Source organism: Alistipes sp. ZOR0009 (assembly GCF_000798815.1).
Classification (GTDB): Bacteria; Bacteroidota; Bacteroidia; order Bacteroidales; family ZOR0009; genus Acetobacteroides.
The window spans coordinates 115,792-134,445 of record NZ_JTLD01000014.1 but is presented as its reverse complement, the minus strand read 5'-3'; the positions used below and the strand labels follow the sequence as shown (position 1 = coordinate 134,445).

At 43.3% G+C, this 18,654-nt stretch carries 13 protein-coding genes; 3 read left to right on the top strand and 10 right to left on the bottom strand.

All coding sequences use genetic code 11. The annotated features are described in order from the left end of the window. Window positions 1-259: 259 nt before the first annotated feature. A complete protein-coding gene (locus tag L990_RS20185) occupies window positions 260-460 on the bottom strand; it encodes a hypothetical protein (RefSeq protein ID WP_047446062.1) in 201 nt (66 codons plus the stop codon). Between the two features lie 169 nt (window positions 461-629). On the opposite strand from L990_RS20185, the gene L990_RS04835 reads away from it, so the two are divergent. Then, complete coding sequence (locus tag L990_RS04835) at window positions 630-998, top strand: helix-turn-helix domain-containing protein (protein WP_047446060.1); 369 nt, start codon at window positions 630-632, stop codon at window positions 996-998. A gap of 83 nt (window positions 999-1,081) precedes the next feature. On the opposite strand, the gene L990_RS04830 is transcribed toward L990_RS04835, so the two are convergent. Continuing rightward, entirely contained in the window at window positions 1,082-2,698 is a 1,617-nt protein-coding gene (locus tag L990_RS04830; RefSeq protein WP_047446058.1) for an ABC-F family ATP-binding cassette domain-containing protein, read from the bottom strand. A 294-nt stretch (window positions 2,699-2,992) separates the two neighbouring features. Between L990_RS04830 and L990_RS04825 the strand changes: the two genes are divergently transcribed. After that, complete coding sequence (locus L990_RS04825; RefSeq protein WP_047446057.1) at window positions 2,993-4,234, top strand: hypothetical protein; 1,242 nt, start codon at window positions 2,993-2,995, stop codon at window positions 4,232-4,234. A gap of 62 nt (window positions 4,235-4,296) precedes the next feature. Here L990_RS04825 and L990_RS04820 read toward each other — a convergent pair whose 3' ends face one another. The 6 genes from L990_RS04820 to L990_RS04795 form a co-directional block, all read right to left on the bottom strand. Beyond that, window positions 4,297-8,262: a Pls/PosA family non-ribosomal peptide synthetase gene (locus L990_RS04820; protein WP_052180738.1), complete on the bottom strand. Its 3,966-nt coding sequence runs from the start codon at window positions 8,260-8,262 to the stop codon at window positions 4,297-4,299. A gap of 273 nt (window positions 8,263-8,535) precedes the next feature. Then, a complete protein-coding gene (locus L990_RS04815) occupies window positions 8,536-9,585 on the bottom strand; it encodes an AMP-binding protein (protein WP_047446054.1) in 1,050 nt (349 codons plus the stop codon). Between the two features lie 69 nt (window positions 9,586-9,654). Further along, a complete protein-coding gene (locus L990_RS04810) occupies window positions 9,655-10,695 on the bottom strand; it encodes an o-succinylbenzoate synthase (RefSeq protein ID WP_410488760.1) in 1,041 nt (346 codons plus the stop codon). Window positions 10,696-10,731: 36 nt separating this feature from the next. Next, the gene (menA, locus tag L990_RS04805) at window positions 10,732-11,646 is read right to left on the bottom strand and encodes a 1,4-dihydroxy-2-naphthoate octaprenyltransferase (protein ID WP_047446052.1); all 915 of its coding nucleotides are present in this window, start codon (window positions 11,644-11,646) and stop codon (window positions 10,732-10,734) included. A 118-nt stretch (window positions 11,647-11,764) separates the two neighbouring features. Next, window positions 11,765-12,823 (bottom strand): mannose-1-phosphate guanylyltransferase, encoded by a 1,059-nt coding sequence (locus tag L990_RS04800; RefSeq protein WP_047446050.1) that lies wholly within the window; start codon window positions 12,821-12,823, stop codon window positions 11,765-11,767. Window positions 12,824-12,967: 144 nt separating this feature from the next. Beyond that, a complete protein-coding gene (locus L990_RS04795) occupies window positions 12,968-14,314 on the bottom strand; it encodes an amino acid permease (RefSeq protein ID WP_047446049.1) in 1,347 nt (448 codons plus the stop codon). A 331-nt stretch (window positions 14,315-14,645) separates the two neighbouring features. On the opposite strand from L990_RS04795, the gene L990_RS04790 reads away from it, so the two are divergent. Beyond that, on the top strand, window positions 14,646-15,635 hold the full coding sequence (locus L990_RS04790) for a zinc-binding dehydrogenase (RefSeq protein WP_047446046.1): 990 nt from the start codon (window positions 14,646-14,648) through the stop codon (window positions 15,633-15,635). Between the two features lie 31 nt (window positions 15,636-15,666). Here the strand turns inward: L990_RS04790 and hutH are convergent, their stop codons facing one another. Both hutH and hisS read right to left on the bottom strand, forming a co-directional pair. Then, window positions 15,667-17,178 (bottom strand): histidine ammonia-lyase, encoded by a 1,512-nt coding sequence (gene hutH, locus L990_RS04785; RefSeq protein WP_047446045.1) that lies wholly within the window; start codon window positions 17,176-17,178, stop codon window positions 15,667-15,669. Between the two features lie 36 nt (window positions 17,179-17,214). Then, window positions 17,215-18,573, bottom strand: coding sequence for a histidine--tRNA ligase (hisS, locus tag L990_RS04780; RefSeq protein ID WP_047446043.1), 1,359 nt, complete (start codon window positions 18,571-18,573; stop codon window positions 17,215-17,217). Window positions 18,574-18,654 lie beyond the last annotated feature (81 nt).

Here is an 18,654-nt window from a genome sequence, read left to right as displayed (position 1 = left end):
CCTTTAAGTTTCAATCTATAGCTTTTACACCCTATTTTCGCTCCATGTAATAAGATTATCGAGATAAAGAACTTGGCGAATAAGTGACAGATCCTTCCAGCAGCCTTTTTCACCTAGCAGTAAACCTACCAATCAAAAGTACTAATTTTACTCGGTAGCCCATCCCTATATATGCGACTTCGCCCCCTTAACCAGCAGAAATTAGCACGAGGGCAAGGTAGTTCCTTTGTTCTGATAGACTTCGGTACGCTTAACCTTACTAACAACAGCTTAATGCTACCATTTTTGATACACCCAAGCTCTTCCGAAGGGCTTGGGTTACCATTTTATAGGCCAACTTGCTCTTCCAACCAACGTATGATACCAACACCAGCTTAGCTATGCTCTTCCGAACAACGTCGGTTATCCCAACTGACCGATAGTAGCTCTTCTGCGCAACGTCGGCTATCAATACCGGCATCCATTAGCTCGTCCGACCGTAAAATACGACTAAAAGATTTCCCGTTTGAGCCATCTTCCGGATTAAAGTTCTCCATATTAAAGAAAAGTGATGCTACTTTTTAAGGGAAAACAGCATCTCGAAATAAAGAATGCCATAAATTAGCAGAAGCAACCAAAAACGGAACGCTATGCTGAAGCTAAACATCTCGCGCGTGCTTGCCCTAAAAGGGATCGATAACGCCTACTCCTTCCTGAAGGCGCATGGCTACAAGCACAACAAGGCCTACCATCTATCCCGAAGCCTCACCCAAAAGATTGACTTGAGCAACCTGGAGGAGATATGCCTAAGCCTAAACTGCACGCCCAACGATCTCTTTGAGTGGACGCCATCGAAGCCCAACACCGATATTGAAGGGCACGCGCTGCAATCCATTCGGCGCAAGGATGCCGCCGTTGGGCTCGTGAAGCTGGTACAGGGGCTGCCGGTTGAGCAGATGGACGAGATTGAAAAGCTGATTTTGGAGCGAATGAGGAAAACAAAGGTGCAGGAAGGTTAGCGGCCTCCTATAGGTGAAAGGAGACGCGATAAGTCGCATCTCCACAAACAAAAAAAAATCCCGCACGGTGGCGGGATTCATTGCTATTGGTACATGCTATCGCGTAGCTCCTTAATCTTGTCGCTGGTGATGTAGTCGTCGTAGTCCATCTGCTTATCGATAATGCCGTTTGGCGTAAGCTCGATGATACGGTTACATACCGTTTGAATAAACTCGTGGTCATGCGAGGACATCAGCACGTTACCCTTAAAGTTGGTAAGGGTGTTGTTGAAGGCCTGGATCGACTCCAAGTCGAGGTGGTTGGTTGGGTTGTCCAAGATCATCACGTTGGCGTTTCGGAGCATCATGCGCGAGATCATGCAGCGCATTTTTTCGCCTCCCGAAAGCACGTTCGACTTCTTGTAAATCTCCTCGCCCGAGAAGAGCATCTTACCGAGGTATCCACGTAGGAAGCTCTCGCTGGTATCCGAAGAGTACTGGCCAAGCCACTCCACCAGGTTCATGTTATTTTCGAAGAACTCGCTATTTTCGAGCGGCAGGTAGGCCGTGGTAATGGTGATACCCCAGTCGAACGAGCCAGCATCTGGCTGCAGGTGCCCATTCAGAATTTCGAATAGGGCGGTCATCGCCAGCGGATTCTTCGATAGGAATACGATCTTTTCGTCCTTCTCCACCGTAAAGGATACATCCTTTAGCAGCACGGTACCATCGTCGGCCACCTTGTTGATGTCGCGCACCTCAAGGATGGAGTTCCCAGTTTCGCGCTCGGGGGTAAAGATGATACCGGGGTAGCGGCGGGTAGATGGCTGGATCTCCTCCACGTTAAGCTTTTCGAGCATCTTCTTACGGCTGGTCGTTTGCTTACTCTTAGCCACGTTGGCGCTAAAGCGCTGGATGAACTCGAGGAGCTCCTTCTTGCGCTCTTCGGCCTTCTTATTTTGGTTGGCCTGCTGGCGAAGGGCCAGCTGGCTACTTTCGTACCAGAAGCTGTAGTTACCGGGGAATAGCTTCACCTTACCAAAGTCGATGTCCACAACGTGGGTACACACCGAGTCGAGGAAGTGTCGGTCGTGCGATACCACCAGCAGGGTGTTGTCGAAGTTGGAGAGGTAGTTTTCGAGCCACATTACGGTTTCGAGGTCGAGGTCGTTGGTAGGCTCATCGAGCAGCAGGTTGTCGGGCTTGCCGAACAGCGCTTGCGCCAGCAGCACCTTCACTTTTTCCTTACCGCTCAGCTCCTTCATAAGCTTAAAGTGCTTATCCTCCTTAATGCCTAGGCCGCTAAGCAGCGATGCGGCATCGCTCTCGGCGTTCCATCCGTCCATTTCGCCGAACTTCTCCTCCAGCTCAGAGGCACGAATGCCATCCTCTTCCGAGAAATCGGGCTTTGCATATATGGCATCCTTCTCCTTCATGATACCCCAGAGAACGGTATGCCCCATAAGAACCGTATCGAGTACGGTGAATTCGTCAAATTCAAAGTGATCCTGCTTAAGTACCGAAAGGCGCTCGCCAGGTCCAAGCTCGATTTTACCACGAGTGGAGTCCTGATCGCCGCTAATCATACGAAGAAAGGTGGACTTACCAGCACCGTTGGCGCCAATTATCCCGTAGCAGTTTCCGGGGGTGAACTTAAGATTTACGTCTTGAAAAAGAATGCGTTTACCAAACTGAATGGCCAAATTAGAGACTGTAATCATCCGATTTATCTACTCCTTAATTATTGTAATGCATGCACAACTGCAAAATTGGGGCAAAACTAGCTCTTTAATGGCGAATAGCAGGTATGATGAAGAATGTTTAGCTGAAATTCACGCATAAGTGATGATTATTTGTTGCTTCTTCAACGATATGTACTCGAATATAAAATAACCATTGGCATGCGAATGACACTTTTACGCAAAAGTTAATTTAAACAGCCCTAAACCCATAAATCTAATGCCTATGGAATATATATATTTATTTTGCAACAAATTTTTAAATTACATTTCTAAATGAAATTACTATCAAAATCTTTCATGCTATTTTTTTGCTTAATATCAACAGCTGTCTTTTCGCAAAAAAATGATGTCCCTGGGTATATATTGGATGTAAAAGGAGATACAGTTAAGGGATACATAGACTACAGAAACTGGCTTTGCAACCCCAAAGAAATTAAATTTAAGCTTTCGCTAGATGGTGTGTATCACACACACACACCATTAACAATTAAAGGATTCGGAACTGACGATGATAGATACGAAAGCGCCATCGTTGAGGTAGAGACTAGCACAAACAACAATTACTTTATAGATTACGACAGCAGTATAAAATTACAACAGGATACCGTATTCCTACAAGTTATTGTCGATGGTCGGCAAAAGCTTTATCTTAACAATACTGCCATCAAGCCAAACTTTTATATCAGCATAGACTCTACAATTAACTTACTTGTCTATAAAAAATATATAGATGAAAACAAAACAGGCACAGTTAGAGGAATTGCTGAAAACAACAAATACAAAGGACAACTAGCATACTACTTTAGAGACTGCCCTAAAATAAGAAGTAAAATCAACAATTTGAAGTACGAGACGTCGGATCTTAAAGCGATTTTCAAATTTTACCAGCAATGTACAAACTCACAAATTGCATTTGAAAAAAAAGAAATCAAAATAAAGCCAGAATTTGGAATTATTGGAGGTTTGACTGTAACTAATTTCAATGTTAAAAACAGTTCTGTAAAATTTTCAAATTCTAACAATCTATCTGGGGGTGTATTCCTTAACATCATCTTACCTAGAAATCTTAGCAAATTTTCCATTTATAATGATCTAAGAATGACATCGTATAATGCTAAAGGAACCTCACATACAATTACCAGTTCAGAAAAAGAAGAAAAATTTATTCAATTAAGCCTTACATATATTAAACTACAAAATTTAGTTCGAGCCAAGTTTCCATTAAAACACTACTCAATCTTTTTTAATATAGGGGTTTCAAATGGACTCGTAATCAAAGAGAACAAAAACAAACAAATCGTAAAAACAGAATACTCCTCAACAATTACGCACACACGTGAATCTACAGCTTTTGCAATTAGAAAACATGAGCAAGGGCTAGTTGTAGGTAGTGGTATTAATTACAATAATTACTCCGTTGAATTTCGGTATGAAATAGGGAATGGCATGTCGGATGCGGTATTCGTTAAAACGTTTACAAAAAACTTTAACTTCTTGCTTAGTTATAAGTTATAATTAAAAATGCCGAGGACAACTCCTCGGCATTACAACAACACTAGAAATGTTTGTAGACAGGGCTACCTTAAAGGCTTAGCGGGCGCCCCTACAAAGGTGTTGAAGGCGGGCAGCCTCTCCCCCTTCATCAGCACGGAGAGGTTTTCGATCTTCGAGCCATCCTCCATTTGCGAATCGTAAAGAACAACAGCCATTCCCCCCACCGTACACTCCTTTCCTATGTCCACGTAGGACATCTTCATTACTCGATCTTCAAAAAGGTGCGTTTGGATGGTACAGTTGTCGTTTAAAACAGAGTGATCGCCCACCTTCACCAAGTCGAACTCTGTAATTTGTGTGGTGTATATACAGGTTCGCTTACCAATCTTGCTTCCCAAAAGCCAAAGTGGGAATTTTATAAATGGAGAACCTGTTAGCATATTCATAAAAAACAGCACCCCGAAGTTTTCGTAAAAGCCCGTTACCAGCTCGCTACGCCAAACAAAACCACTCCACAACGGACGATTCATCGGCTTATACCTCCCTATAACCAGCCATTTTAAGGTAGCCATAAAGGCAAAGCCAACAATGCTTGCTCCAATATACAGCAACGGAAATAGAAGGAATAGCTCCACCAAGTCCTTTTCGGCCTGCAGATAGCTGGTTACGTTGGTTATCATCGAAGCAAGAACGATGAACATCGTTACCGGAAGCGTAACCCTAAAAAACTCGATAAAGTAGCGTAGCATAAAAAGTTTTCTAGATGGCTTGTAGGTGCGACTCTCGCTAAAATCGTGGTTAACATCGCGCCTTGGAAGAAAAACTGCTGGCGAACCAAACCAGGAGGTATCGTTAGGTGTCGGTACATGCTCTGGTTTCATCTTAGAGAGCACCCCCAACAGCACGTCGTTCCCCAAAATAGTACCAGGACTAACCACGGCGCTGTTACCGACAAAAGTTCTATCGCCAATATGCGTTTTGGCAATGCTGATATAGCCATTGCGTACATGGGAGGCCCCTACCGAGACAGAATCTGCAAGGAAGCACTCGTCGCCAGCCACAAGAAGATCGGGAGATATAAACTCAACAGTCGAAATCTCGCTCCTTTTGCCAATCTTTACCCCCAGCAGCTTAAACCACTTTTGAAGGTAAAGCGTGGTGTAGAGCGTACCTATAACCTGTAAGCTTAACCTCATCAGCTGATCAAAAAACCATTTTTTGTAGTAGAATGTGCTGCTGAGCCTATATCGCCCCTCCTTTATATTTCCGAGCATTACCCATTTCAGGAATGCTATAATGATACAAAGCATAAATACAAATGAAACGGCCACAACAATTGTGAGCGCAAGAAATCCGTAATCACCACGAGAGTAGTCGAGGTGGGTAATTAGCATCATGCCTGGAAAGTAGGCCAACATGGTAAGAAGAGGAAATACGAATACCCCAATCAAGTAGGCCATAAAATGGGAGCTATTCCAAACCTTAGTACGCTCGGGAGTGCTATTGGTGCCCACCTTTTGCCCTGGAGATCCTTGCCAACTTTCATTTGCAGGAACAACAGCTCCGCTTAAAAGCATTGTCAAGTCGTCGAGCGAAGAGTTACGCTGCATCTTGGTATTCTCTGATATGCAGCAACGGGTACCCACAAAGCAGTCGTCCTCGATTTCGATGCTGCCAATAATTAAATATCCATCCTTAATGATAAATCCCCGAAGGTGAGAATCGGTACATATACTCACGTTCTCGCCCACCTTAAGCAAGTCAAAAGCAGAAATAGAGTGCGTGTTGATGTACGAATTTTTCCCAACTTTTGCACCAAGCAGCCTCAGGTAAAGGTTCATGATGGGCGTTCCTGAGAAATAAATCACAGGAGTGATGTTGATAATCTTATCTACCAGCCAAAATCTAAAGTAGTAGAAGCTCCAAAGCTTATACTTCCCAGCTTTAATTTTACCAATTATTAGCCACTTCAAAGCCAGCGAAAGAACCGACAATGTGGGTAGCAATGCGAAGTACATAACGAGCATCATCATTAGAGAGTAGGCAATCCCCTGATCGGCCTGATAGTAGTACGAGTAAACGAAGAATGGACCAAGCCATTCAATCCCAAAAAGGAACGCTAGGAATATCATTGATAGACCTTGGAAAAACCAGCAGGTATAGTAGCTTAACCTCGATGGCTTGTAAAAATCGCGCTCCACCTCTACCTTGTTCGTCTGCTCCGACTCCTGATAACGCTGCTCCAATTCTGCGGCCAGCTTCGCTATTGTTGGATTCTTGTAAATGTCCACAACAGACATTGTCTCGAACATTTTCTGCTTTCGCAAATCGGAAACAATGAGCGCAGCCAGCAACGAGTGTCCTCCAAGGTCATCGAAAAAATTATCCCCCATCGAAACATCTGTACGAGCGAAATGGCTTTTCAACATATCCACAAGAGCAGCCTCGAGTGGTGTAGATGGCTCGATAATCGTTCTCGAAGCATTTACGGCCAGCGGATTTTGAGGTTTGGGCAATCTGTTCCTATCAACCTTTGAGCTGGTAGTCATCGGAAGCGCATCAATCTCATCGAGCGTTGCAGGAATCATATAGTAGGGGAGCTTGCTACGAAGCAGTAGCGCTATTTGCTCCCTTTTCACAACCTCACCATCTCGGACCACCACGTATGCGGCGAGCTGCTGCGTTTCTGTGTCTAAAGCAACCACCGAAGCTTTTACCCCATCACACTTCAAGATGAGCCCTTCGATTTCGGAAAGTTCTACCCTAAAACCACGAACTTTTACCTGAGAGTCCGCTCTTCCTACAAATACGATTTCCCCTTTTTCATTGTATCGTCCTAGATCGCCCGTTTTATAAAAACGAACTGGCGATCCTGTAAATCTATCAATGGTAACAAACTTTTGGGCTGATAAATCGTCCCTATTCAAGTATCCACGAGCAACAGCCTCTCCTCCTATATAAATTTCGCCCTCCTGCTCTACCCCAACTGCCTCCATGTTTTCATTGAGGATGGTTACCATGTAGTGAGGCATTGGACGACCAATGGTAACCTCGGCTAAAGGTTCGAGCTTGCTGTAGGTGGCAATAACCGCCGCCTCTGTTGGCCCATAGGTGTTAAAAACGTCGCGCTTACCTCTACACCAACGGTAGGCAATATCTGGAGTGCAAACCTCGCCTCCAAAAATCAAAGTCCTCAACGACGGAATGTCCCCGTCGACCATCGAAAGCAGAGTTGGTGCGCAAGAAAGAAACGAGATGTTCAGCTGGCTAAGAATATCAGCAAAACGATCGCCCGAGCGCATTATTTCAAAAGTGCCAACAACAACGGTTGCACCAACCGAAAATGGCACCCAAATCTCCTCTACCGATGCATCAAAGGCTACAGAAAACCCTTGTAACGCACGATCGTTTTTACCTATAGAGTAAATCTTTTGGGCAGAAGCAATATAGGTTGCCACATTTCTATGTTCAAGAAGTACGCCCTTGGGTTTTCCGGTTGTACCCGAAGTATAGATGATATAGCAAAGGTTGCTGGGAGAAAGACCTAAAACTTCATTTTTAGTTAATTCGTACCTATCTAGCAGCGATGCATCAACATCCACATTGAATACACTATGCGCTGAAAGATCGTCGCTTATTCTATCAATAATTTGCTGAGCGGTAATAATAAGCGTAGCCTTAGAATCTTCGAGAATATAAGCAACTCGTTCGCCAGGAATTTCAGGATCGAGCGGAATGTAGGCACCACCAGCCTTTAGCACACCTAACATGGCAATGTACACAAAAGGCGTACGCGGTAACATTATGGCAACCTTACTTTCTAAAGAGACGCCTTGCTCAGAAAGATAGCGTGCAAACTGGTTAGCTCGCTCGTCCACCTCCTTGTAAGAGATTTTTACACCATCATACTCTATAGCGATGCCATTCGGATCGTGAGCAGCAGCCGCTTCAAAAAAATGATGAAGTAGCAAGCCTTGGGGTGCCATATCGTACTCAGCCATTCCGCTCCATTGCAAAATCAGGGCTGCATTTGCTTCTTCTTCTAACATACCAGTTGCTTTTATTCTATTATTTCATCAACTAAGTAAGGCAAAGAAAAAGACATAGTAATTTTAATACAGCTCATTTTTCGCTGCTTGCAGCATTTCTAATCCTGCACTAATATCAACCTTAAAATGGCCTTAAAAACATACAGAAAGCCTTAGAAATGGTTTAAAGAGAGGTTTGCTCGCTTCACAAAAAGGGAAGAAAAAACTTCTTTTAAAGCATTTCATCAAAGGGGGAAAAGAGAAGCTAAGTTCAGCCAAAATGATCGGAAGTTATTACAGCGTAGCAAGAATTTCTCGCAAAGCAACACGGTTTATTTTACCGTTGGGCGTTAGCGGAATTTTATCGACATAGACGATGCGACGAGGGCGTTCGTAAGGTGTTAGCACATCATCGAAATAGAAAAGGCATTCCATCCCTCCCTCAATAACCAGCACGACCTTCTCGCCCAATCGGGCATCAGGCTGCGAGGAGATGGCGTAAGAATGGGTAGTACATCCTCCTATTTTTAACTCGACCTCCTCGGGGATCACCTTAACCCCTCCTGTGTTAATAACATTGTCTAGCCGACCCAATATTCGGAACGAACCATCTTCTTCAATCTCGGCAATATCGTTGGTTACTAAGCGAGATGAACAAACGCTAGGAGCATCAATTACAAGACATCCATTTGAGTTAAGAGAAATGGTAACTCCTTGAAAAGGATGGTAAGAATGCTGCTTATGGAGCCCATTGAGCCTTCGAAGCGCAATATGAGATACCGTTTCGGTCATCCCATAGGTTGAGTAGCATTCAACCGTTAATTGCTCTATCTCCTGCCGCAAATCTGCAGAGATAGGGCCTCCGCCAATAATCAATTTTCCCACTTGGCTAAGCGAAAACATACGCTCCGAGGAGGTAAGTATGTTATAAACTTGCATGGGAACCATTGCGCAAAAGGCGTAATCTTTGTCAATATACGGAGTTCCACAAGGTTCAATAACGGTAAGATTTAATCCAGCCACAATTGCTCGGACAACCATCATCTTCCCTGCAATATAACCGGTAGATAAGCATAGAAGAGCATTATCATCATGCTCCAACCCCAACGCGCTACAAGTCATATGGGCACTATTTACCATATGCTGTTTAAGAACCTTAAGTTGCTTTGGTTTGCCAGTAGATCCCGATGTAGAAACGACAACATAATCGTTATCATTATACCACTCCCCAATAAACGACCAGAAGTCTCGAAGGTAACCCTCTCTTAAATCAGAACTCGTCGAAACAAGCACTTTTAGCTCCTTGGAGGAGTAGGTTACACCATTAAGCGTTAAGGAATCCATAATAAGTAGTCCCAAATTATTAGCAGCCCTCAATTTAGCAGCTAATCGTCAAAAAATATTCTAAAAAGGCTAAAGAATTTCGCTAAAATTCCACGAAGAAGAAGCATCGTACCATAACTCCTGCCCTTTAATGCTTAAAGGAGATTCGATGTTGTTGGTAAAAAGCATTCCTGTCCCCAATCCCTGAGGCATGGAAACCGGCAACGAAGCGCACCACTGCGCAATGGCGTTAAGGCCAACGTTCGATTCCAAAGCCGAGGTTATCCACCATCCTATTTTATGCTCATTGGCAAGCTCTATCCATTCGGTAGAACCCAGCAGCCCTCCATGTAAGCTTGGTTTCAATATTATGTAATGCGGATTAATCTCCTCTAGCAACTCCAGTTTCTGGGAATATGCATTAATTCCGATAAGCTCCTCATCAAGTGCTACAGGGATTGGTGCATGCTTAACCAACGACGCCATATCAGCAATTTGACGAGCCATAATCGGTTGCTCAATGGAGTGGATATGGTACTTTGAAAACTTATCCATCTTTACAAGCACTTCGTTAGGCTTAAAACCGCCATTGGCATCTAAACGAATCTCTAGATCAGATGCAGAATAGCGCTCGCGAATATGTTGTACCAAACTTAACTCTTGGTCAAAATCAATAGCACCAACCTTCAATTTTAGGCACCTAAAGCCCGCCGACACCTTAGTATCTATCTGGCTTAGCATATAATCGTGCGAGCCCATCCATATTAAACCATTTATCGGAATCCCCGATTCGCCTCTAGAAAAGGAGGTGCTCCAAAATATATGCTCATCAGCGCTAAGGTCTCGTAACGCCGTTTCAAAACCAAAAAGAATGGAAGGGCACGAGCGTAACTCTTCAAAATCAATCCCTTTACCCGTATTAATAAACTCACAAAAATGCTCTATACGCTCCTGATAGTTGGGTATATCATCACAACTCAAATTCGGTAACGGCGCACACTCTCCGATCCCAACCCTATCGTCAGCACGAAGAACGATATACCACGAATTTCTGGTTTGATAAACGCCTCGCGAAGTCCCTGCAGGGCGAGCAAACATTAGCGTATATGGTTTTACAGCCGCTGTAATCACAATTGTAGTTTTAGAAGTCGCAAAAAAAGAAAAGGTCTAAATTGCAACGCAAGCTATAAATGCAACGCTATGCAACACGACAAATATAAGCGTCGAAATCGAAAGTTTCTTAAGATATGGATCTAAGAGTTTGGGATCTTTTGTAAGCAAGATTGCCTTCAAATCTTTAGCGAAAAGATACAGCGAAAGATAAGGTAGAAGCATCCATATATTCTGAAAATAAAATGCCGTAAACAGCATTGAGCACAAGAATCCACCTCCAATCAACCCTAGATGGTAAAGTTTAGACTTATTAAACCCAAGACGAACAGGAATGGTATACTTCCCCGAATTAAAATCGTTGACAATGTCGCGCATATTATTCAGGTTAAGCACCCCCGTACTAAACAATCCTACAGCGGCCCCCAAAAGCCAAGCCCCCCAAAACAGATGCTGCGTATGTAAAAAGAAGGTTCCAACAACACCCGTTAAGCCAAAGAAAAGAAAGACAAACAAATCTCCAAGACCACGATAACCATAAGCCTTCTCTCCTACAGTATACTTAACAGCGGCCACAATGCAGGCAAGTCCAAGAATTATAAAAAGCAAAGTTTTCCAAATAGGAATCCCAATGGTACCAACGAAAACTAGTGCCAATCCAACCACCAACGCCAACGATGCTGCCACCACCATTCCTTTTCTCATCTGGACAGGCGTGATTTCGCCACTTTGAACGGTTCGTGTCGGACCAACCCGGTGCTGATTGTCAGTCCCTTTTTCCGAATCACCATAATCGTTGGCAAAATTCGATAGCACCTGAAGAAACAGCGCAGTTACAACCGAAAGAAGTAAAACCGTCCAATGCATTCGATACTCAAATGCGGCTAAAGTACTTCCCAGTATGATGCTGGATAAGGCCAAAGGAAGCGTACGTAAACGAGCCGCCTTGATCCAAGAGTTAATGCTTGCCAATGTGTTCCATTTTTATTTGGATGCCAAAGGTAGAAATTAACTATAATAACAAAAAAGAATTCCTACAAAGAACAGTAGCCGCATATAGCGGCTACTGCATATCTTGTCAAAAAAAATACTATTTGTTTAGCTGCTCCAATATCTTTTTGATATTTTGTGCTTCAGCCTTGCTACATACCAGCAGCGAGTCCTTAGTATCCACAATAACCAAATCACTTACTCCCAAAGTTGCAATAACCTTTCCCGACATCCCCAAGACAATATTATCGGACGAGTTTACCTCTACAACTCGACTTCCTTGTACGACAGAACCTTGCTCAGTCTTTTCAAAAACCTCATCAAGCGCCGGAAAACTACCAATGTCGTTCCAGCCAAAGTCAACTGGAATAACCATTGTATTGTGGAACTTTTCCATAATACCAAAATCGATAGATATCTTCTCAAACTTGCTGAATAGGTCGTTCAATTTAGCGTCCGAATAGTTACGCTTTGCATCTCCCAACTTTGCTATTTGCGTTAGCAACGCGGCATGCTTGGGAAGATATGTTTCGAAAGCCTGATTCATGGTGGCAATATTGAAAATAAACATGCCACTATTCCACAAATACCTTCCTGATGCCACATAGCTTTCCGCACGCTGTAGGTTGGGCTTTTCCCAGAATCTCACAACTGGAGTTGGCTCCCCAATATAGCACTCTTCGGTCTCCAAGTAGCCGTAACCGGTTTCTGGACGGCTTGGTTTAATACCTAAAGTAACAATAGCACCTCTATCCTCTGCGACCTCTGCCGCCGTTAGAATTCGCTTACAGAAGTTCTCTTCGTTCTTAATAAGATGGTCGGAAGCAAGAACAACCATTGTTGCATCAGGGTATTTCTCTCCGATTACAACAGAACCAAAGCCTATAGCGGCTGCCGTATCCTTAAACTGAGGTTCTATAATAATATTCTCAATAGGAAGCATTGGAAGCTCCTCCGCAATTCCTTTTGCCTGTATTGCGTTTGTACCAATAAAAATTCGCTCGGCAGGAACAATCGGAAGAACTCTATCCACCGTCATTCTAATAAGGCTACGCTCCTTATCAACAAGCTTAAGCAGCTGTTTGGGTTTTTCGCGGGTAGATAGCGGCCAAAAGCGCTCACCAGAGCCCCCTGCCATTATAAATACAGTTAATTGCATGGCATATAAATTTTGAATATCAAAAATAGAGTTGCAAGTTAATGAAGTTACCGCAAAAAAGAGAAGCCTTTCCCTTGATAATTTTAAGTTGGCTACCCATATGGCTAAAACGAGAAAAGAGAGGAGTTCCTCTCTTTTCTCGTTTTATAGTACTTTCATTTTTTGGAGCCTCATTACAATATAAATGGGAATGCCAAGAAGCATCAAGATAAAACCATACATTACCACCTCGCCTCCAGCAGCATAAGTTGCATAAATGCAGTATGCAAAAGCAAATATTGGGATTAAGGCAGCCTTTAACATTGTTCTCCACGACTGTCCCTCTTTGCTTGTTAGTATAACTTGTGCCGCAGCGGTAAAGCTATAGGCAGGCATAAACGCCAACGTTGCTAGCAAAATCATAAAATCAAAAGCAGCCGTTAGAGACAAAACATAGTTAAGTACAAGAAGTAGGTTTGCTAGTACACCTGAAATAATCAAGGATACGTGAGGCGTAGCAAAACGAGGGTGGACTTTTGCAAAAAAAGTAGGAAAAAGGCCTTGCTCGCCAGCAGCATAAGAACTTCGAGCTGTGGTTAGAATCCATCCAGAAGTAGCGCCTCCTGCTGCAATTATCACTCCAATAGCAATAAACCATCCGCCCCAAGATCCTCCCGTTACAGAATTAATCACATCCGACATAGGCGCAGGCGAAGTTGCCAGCTGACTTTGTGGAACTGTCCCCATTACAGAAATGCTGGTAATAATGTATATAAAGGCGGTAACAACAAAACCGATTATGGTGCTTAACTTAATATTTCGCTTTGGATTGCTGATTTCCCCACCTGTTACCGATGCACTTTCTAGGCCAATAAAAGACCATAACGTAATAGCAACAGCAACCGGAATAGTAGAAAAACCTTCGAGAGTTGGAGACGATGCAGCCTTAAGATGCTCCACATTAAAGCCCATTAAAGCAACAATAATTATAACAACTAGCACAGCTATTTTTGCAATGGTAGTTACAACCCCAACAAAGCCAGCCTCCTTTACCCCTTTTAAATTTATGAATGTAAAGATCCAGAGTATTCCAGACGAAATAAAGAACGCAAGCATTCCGCTCTCCTTAATTGCAGGGAAAAAGGTTGTCAGATATCGAACAATTGCTGTAATTATCGCGGCATTTCCAACCCACATCCCAATCCAAAATGTCCACGCAATTAGAAATGCAGCAAAATCGCCATACACCATTTTAGTGTACACAATTGGACCTCCAGAGCGAGGATATAGCGAACCCAAATGAGCAAACACCAAAGCCAAAAACAAGGAACCAATGGCGGTAATTATCCACGCAATGATTGATGATGACGGATTCGCGCTTGCTGCGAGCGATTGAGGCGCGGTAAATATTCCCGAACCGATCATATTACCAATAACAATTGCAGTGGCCGCTCCTAACCCCAAATTTCTCTTTAACGGATTAGCCGTTGTTTCGTTTTGTTGCTCTTTCATTCTCTTTGTTTGTAGTGTTTATCGCTGTAAAATAAGCAATTCGATCATTGTATTCAAACGATCGGTATGATTATTTACTTTTTTTCAACAAAGTATAAGGATCAACAACTCCTCCATAATTAAATAAAAAAGCCAATACCCTCCAGAACTATCGCAAAAAACAGTAGGAAAAAGGGCTCTCCCAAAAACCTTATTGGTCAACCAGTAAAAGTACTTGCCCCTATTTTAAACAATACTCCTTAAAATAAGGTTAGAACAAGTAAAAGAAAGAGCAAACCAGCTAGCAAGCGTCTACCATATTTCGTAACTTGAATCAAAATAACTACACGTCATGAAAGCTGTAACATTCAATCCTTCCAATAACGGATTTTCGGTTAGCGATCTTCCTTTCCCTCGCCTAGAAAATCACGATGTTATGGTAAAAGTAAAAGCATGCGGCCTTAATCCCGTTGACGCAAAAATATCGCTATGGAAAGGCTTAGTCCCAGATATGAATAGCAGTTGGGTTCCTGGCCTTGATGTTTCGGGGGTTATTGTCGAAGTTGGCAAAAAAGTGACCAGATGGAAGCCTGGAGATAGAGTTCTATACCACGGCTACATGCTCCGCCCTCATGGAGGATTTGCCGAATATGCCATTCAGCACGAAGAAGCAATTCTTCCGAACCACCGATTACCGCATGACATTGCTGCCGCCACTCCTTGTTCGGGTTGGACGGCCTATCGAGCCTTAATTGACAAATTGAAGCTAAAAACTCACGACAACCTTCTTGTGGTTGGCGGTGCTGGCGGCGTAGGAAGTTTTGCCCTTCAAATTGCCAAATATGTGGGAGCCCATAAGATTATTGCCACCTGTTCCGAGAAAAATTTTGCATTTGTACGCGAAATGGGAGCAACACATATTATCGATTATCAAAAAGAGAATATTGCACAAAAAGTATTTGAATATACCGACGGAATTGGAGCAACCAAAGTTTTAGACGCCGTTGGTCCTGACACCGATATTGATGCAGCCGCAGCAATGGCATTTAACGGACAAATGGTAGAGCTAGTAGGGCATGCACGCCCAGCAAAATACAAAGATGCCTTTATGAAATCGCTCACATTTCATCAGCTAAGTCTTGGTGGCGGCTACGGATACGGCGAGCGAGGAATTAGCAGCATAGTGGAAACTGGCAGAATATTTACGGATATGGTTGAAAGAAGTTTGATTGATGTTCCACTAAAAAAAATTATTTCGTTAGAACAGGTTCCCGAAACGCTAATAGAGATGCTAAAGGGAAAAACCGTAGGTAAAATTGTTATGGAAATTAAAGGTAAGTAATAAAAAAGAGGCGCTTTCAGCGCCTCTTTAACTATGCAGTAACAGATTCTCTTACAAAATCTCCCTGTCGAATAAAATCAACAGCACGATCTATAGCCTGATACATAATAATATCCTCCTCTACAAAAGGAACAACCTTTCGGAAGCTGGCTAAGAAATCTTCAAGGTATGGCGATGTTTTTGCAGGACGACGGAACTCAATTGCCTGAGAAGCATTCATCAGCTCAATAGCAAGAATTCGTTCGATATTATCAACCACCCTAAGTACTTTGGTGGCGGCATTTCCGCCCATGCTCACATGGTCTTCCTGTCCGTTTGAAGAAACGATAGAATCAACAGAAGCAGGAGTACACAGCTGCTTATTTTGGCTTACCATCGAAGCTGCAGCATACTGAGGAATCATGTAACCTGAATTTAATCCAGGATTTGCCACAAGGAATTCAGGTAGGCCGCGTAAACCTAGAATAAGTTGGGCTACACGACGCTCCGAAATGTTTCCAAGCTCAGCAAGGGCTATTGCTAGGAAATCGAGGGCCAATGCAAGAGGCTGACCGTGGAAATTTCCCCCAGAAAGCACCAAATCCTCGTCAGCAAATACGGTTGGATTGTCAGTAACCGAATTTACCTCTGTTAGAAGCACGCTAGCAACATAAGCAATGGCATCTTTAGATGCCCCATGCACCTGAGGCATACAACGGAACGAATAAGGATCCTGAACATGCTTCTTTGGACGAGCAATCAGCTCACTACCTTCTAGTATTGTGCGAATATTTTGGGCTGTTTCTAATTGTCCTTGGTGAGGTCTGATGGTGTGAAGTAGCTCATTAAAAGGCTCAATACGACCATCAAATGCTTCCAAAGATAGCGCACCTGCAACATCTGCAAGCTTCACAATGCGAAATGCCTTTATCAAGGCAAGCACTCCATGAGAACTCATAAACTGCGTTCCATTTAGCAATGCCAAACCTTCTTTAGACTGCAGCTTAATGGGCTCCCATCCAAACTCTTTTAAAACATCGGCCGCCTCTCTCTTCACGCCTTTATGACGCACCTCTCCTTTACCAATTAATGGCAAAAACAGGTTCGAAAGAGGAGCTAAATCGCCCGAAGCGCCAAGCGACCCCTTGTCGTAAACAATTGGAAGAACGTCGTTATTATAAAAATCAATAATTCGCTGAACGGTTACCACCTGAACTCCACTTTTTCCCAACGAAAGAGCGTGAGCCTTAAGGAAAAGCATCAAACGAATAATTTCAGGTTCAACCTCAGCCCCTGTACTACAGGCATGAGACATTACCAGATTCTCCTGCAGCTGATTTAATGCTTCGGGAGATATGGAACGGTTGCAAAGAGATCCAAATCCGGTAGTAATACCATAAATTGGCTCCTTCTGCGTTTTCATTTTATTGTCGAGGTAGTCACGGCACTTTTGAATTAAGTCTACTGCCTCTTTCGAAAGCTCCAGCTTCAACATTCCCTCCGAAGCGCTTTCTAGCACATCATACGTAAGCCGGTTAGGTGAAATTGTGTATACGTTAGCCATTTGTCTGTTAAGTAGGTTTTGGGGATGATGCTTTCGCTACAAATGGTTGAATAGCTCGGTTACAGCCACCTCCTTTTGCTCCCCTGTTATCATATTTTTTAGAGAAACGACCTGCTTCTCCATTTCATTTTCGCCAACTATAGCCACAAATGGAATATTACGCTTATTGGCGTAGTCCATCTGCTTTTTCATTTTTGCCGATTCGGGATAAATCTCCACTGCAATGCCTTTTGCGCGCAACGAGGCCAAAACAGGCAGGCAAAATTTTTCTTCTGCTTTTCCGAAGTTGATAAAAAGAAGTTGCGTACCCACCGTCGAGTTATCAGGATACTTTTCGAGGGTATTTAGCACATCATAAATTCTGTCTGCGCCAAACGAAATTCCAACACCCGAAACATCTTTTAGTCCAAAAATTCCTGTTAAATCGTCGTAGCGACCGCCACCGCAGATGCTTCCTATTTGAACATCTTTTGCCTTAACCTCGAATATTGCACCGGTATAGTAGTTTAATCCGCGGGCAAGCGAAAGATCTAACTCCACCTCCTGTACTATATTTAGCGAGTTGGTGTATTCAAAAATGGTAGCGAGCTCTTCAACCCCCTTCATGCCCACTTCAGAGGCGGCGAGCACTTCTCTAAGCTTTGCAAACTTTTCTTCGGTAGTTCCGCTAAGCGTAATAATAGGCTGAAGCTTTTCTATGGCGCTTCGTTCTATCCCACGCTCTTCGAGCTCGGCATTTACGGCATCAATTCCAATCTTATCAATTTTATCGATGGCAACCGTAATGTCAATGAGCTTATCGGGATGGCCAATTACCTCCGCTATTCCGCTAAGTATTTTACGGTTGTTTATTTTAATAAGGACGTTTATTCCAAACTTATTGAATACGGAATCGATAATCTGCACCAGCTCCACCTCGTTTAGAAGCGATTTGCTTCCAATAACATCGGCGTCGCACTGAAAAAATTCGCGGTAACGTCCCTTTTGCGGACGATCAGCACGCCAAACAGGTTGAATTTGGTAGCGCTTAAACGGAAATGTTATTTCATTTTGATGCTGCACCACGTAGCGAGCAAACGGAACGGTAAGATCGTAACGCAGCCCCTTTTCGCAAATTTTGGTGCTCAGCAAGGTGGCCTTCTCCGAGTTAAAATCGGCCGCATTTGCGCCTAAAGTAAAATCGCCAGAATTCAGAATTTTGAAAAGCAGCTTATCCCCCTCTTCGCCATACTTACCTAGTAACGTAGAGAGATTCTCCATTGCAGGAGTTTCGATAGGTTGAAATCCATACGTTTTGTACACCGCCTTGATGGTGTCAAAAATGTAGTTACGCTTCGCCATTTCTTCGGGCGAAAAATCTCTCGTACCTTTTGGAATACTTGGTTTCTGTGCCATTTTATTGCTTATTATTTCTTCGAAACGCAAAGATAAGCATCACAATCGAGAATTTTGAATTCTTCGATACGGGTCAAATTT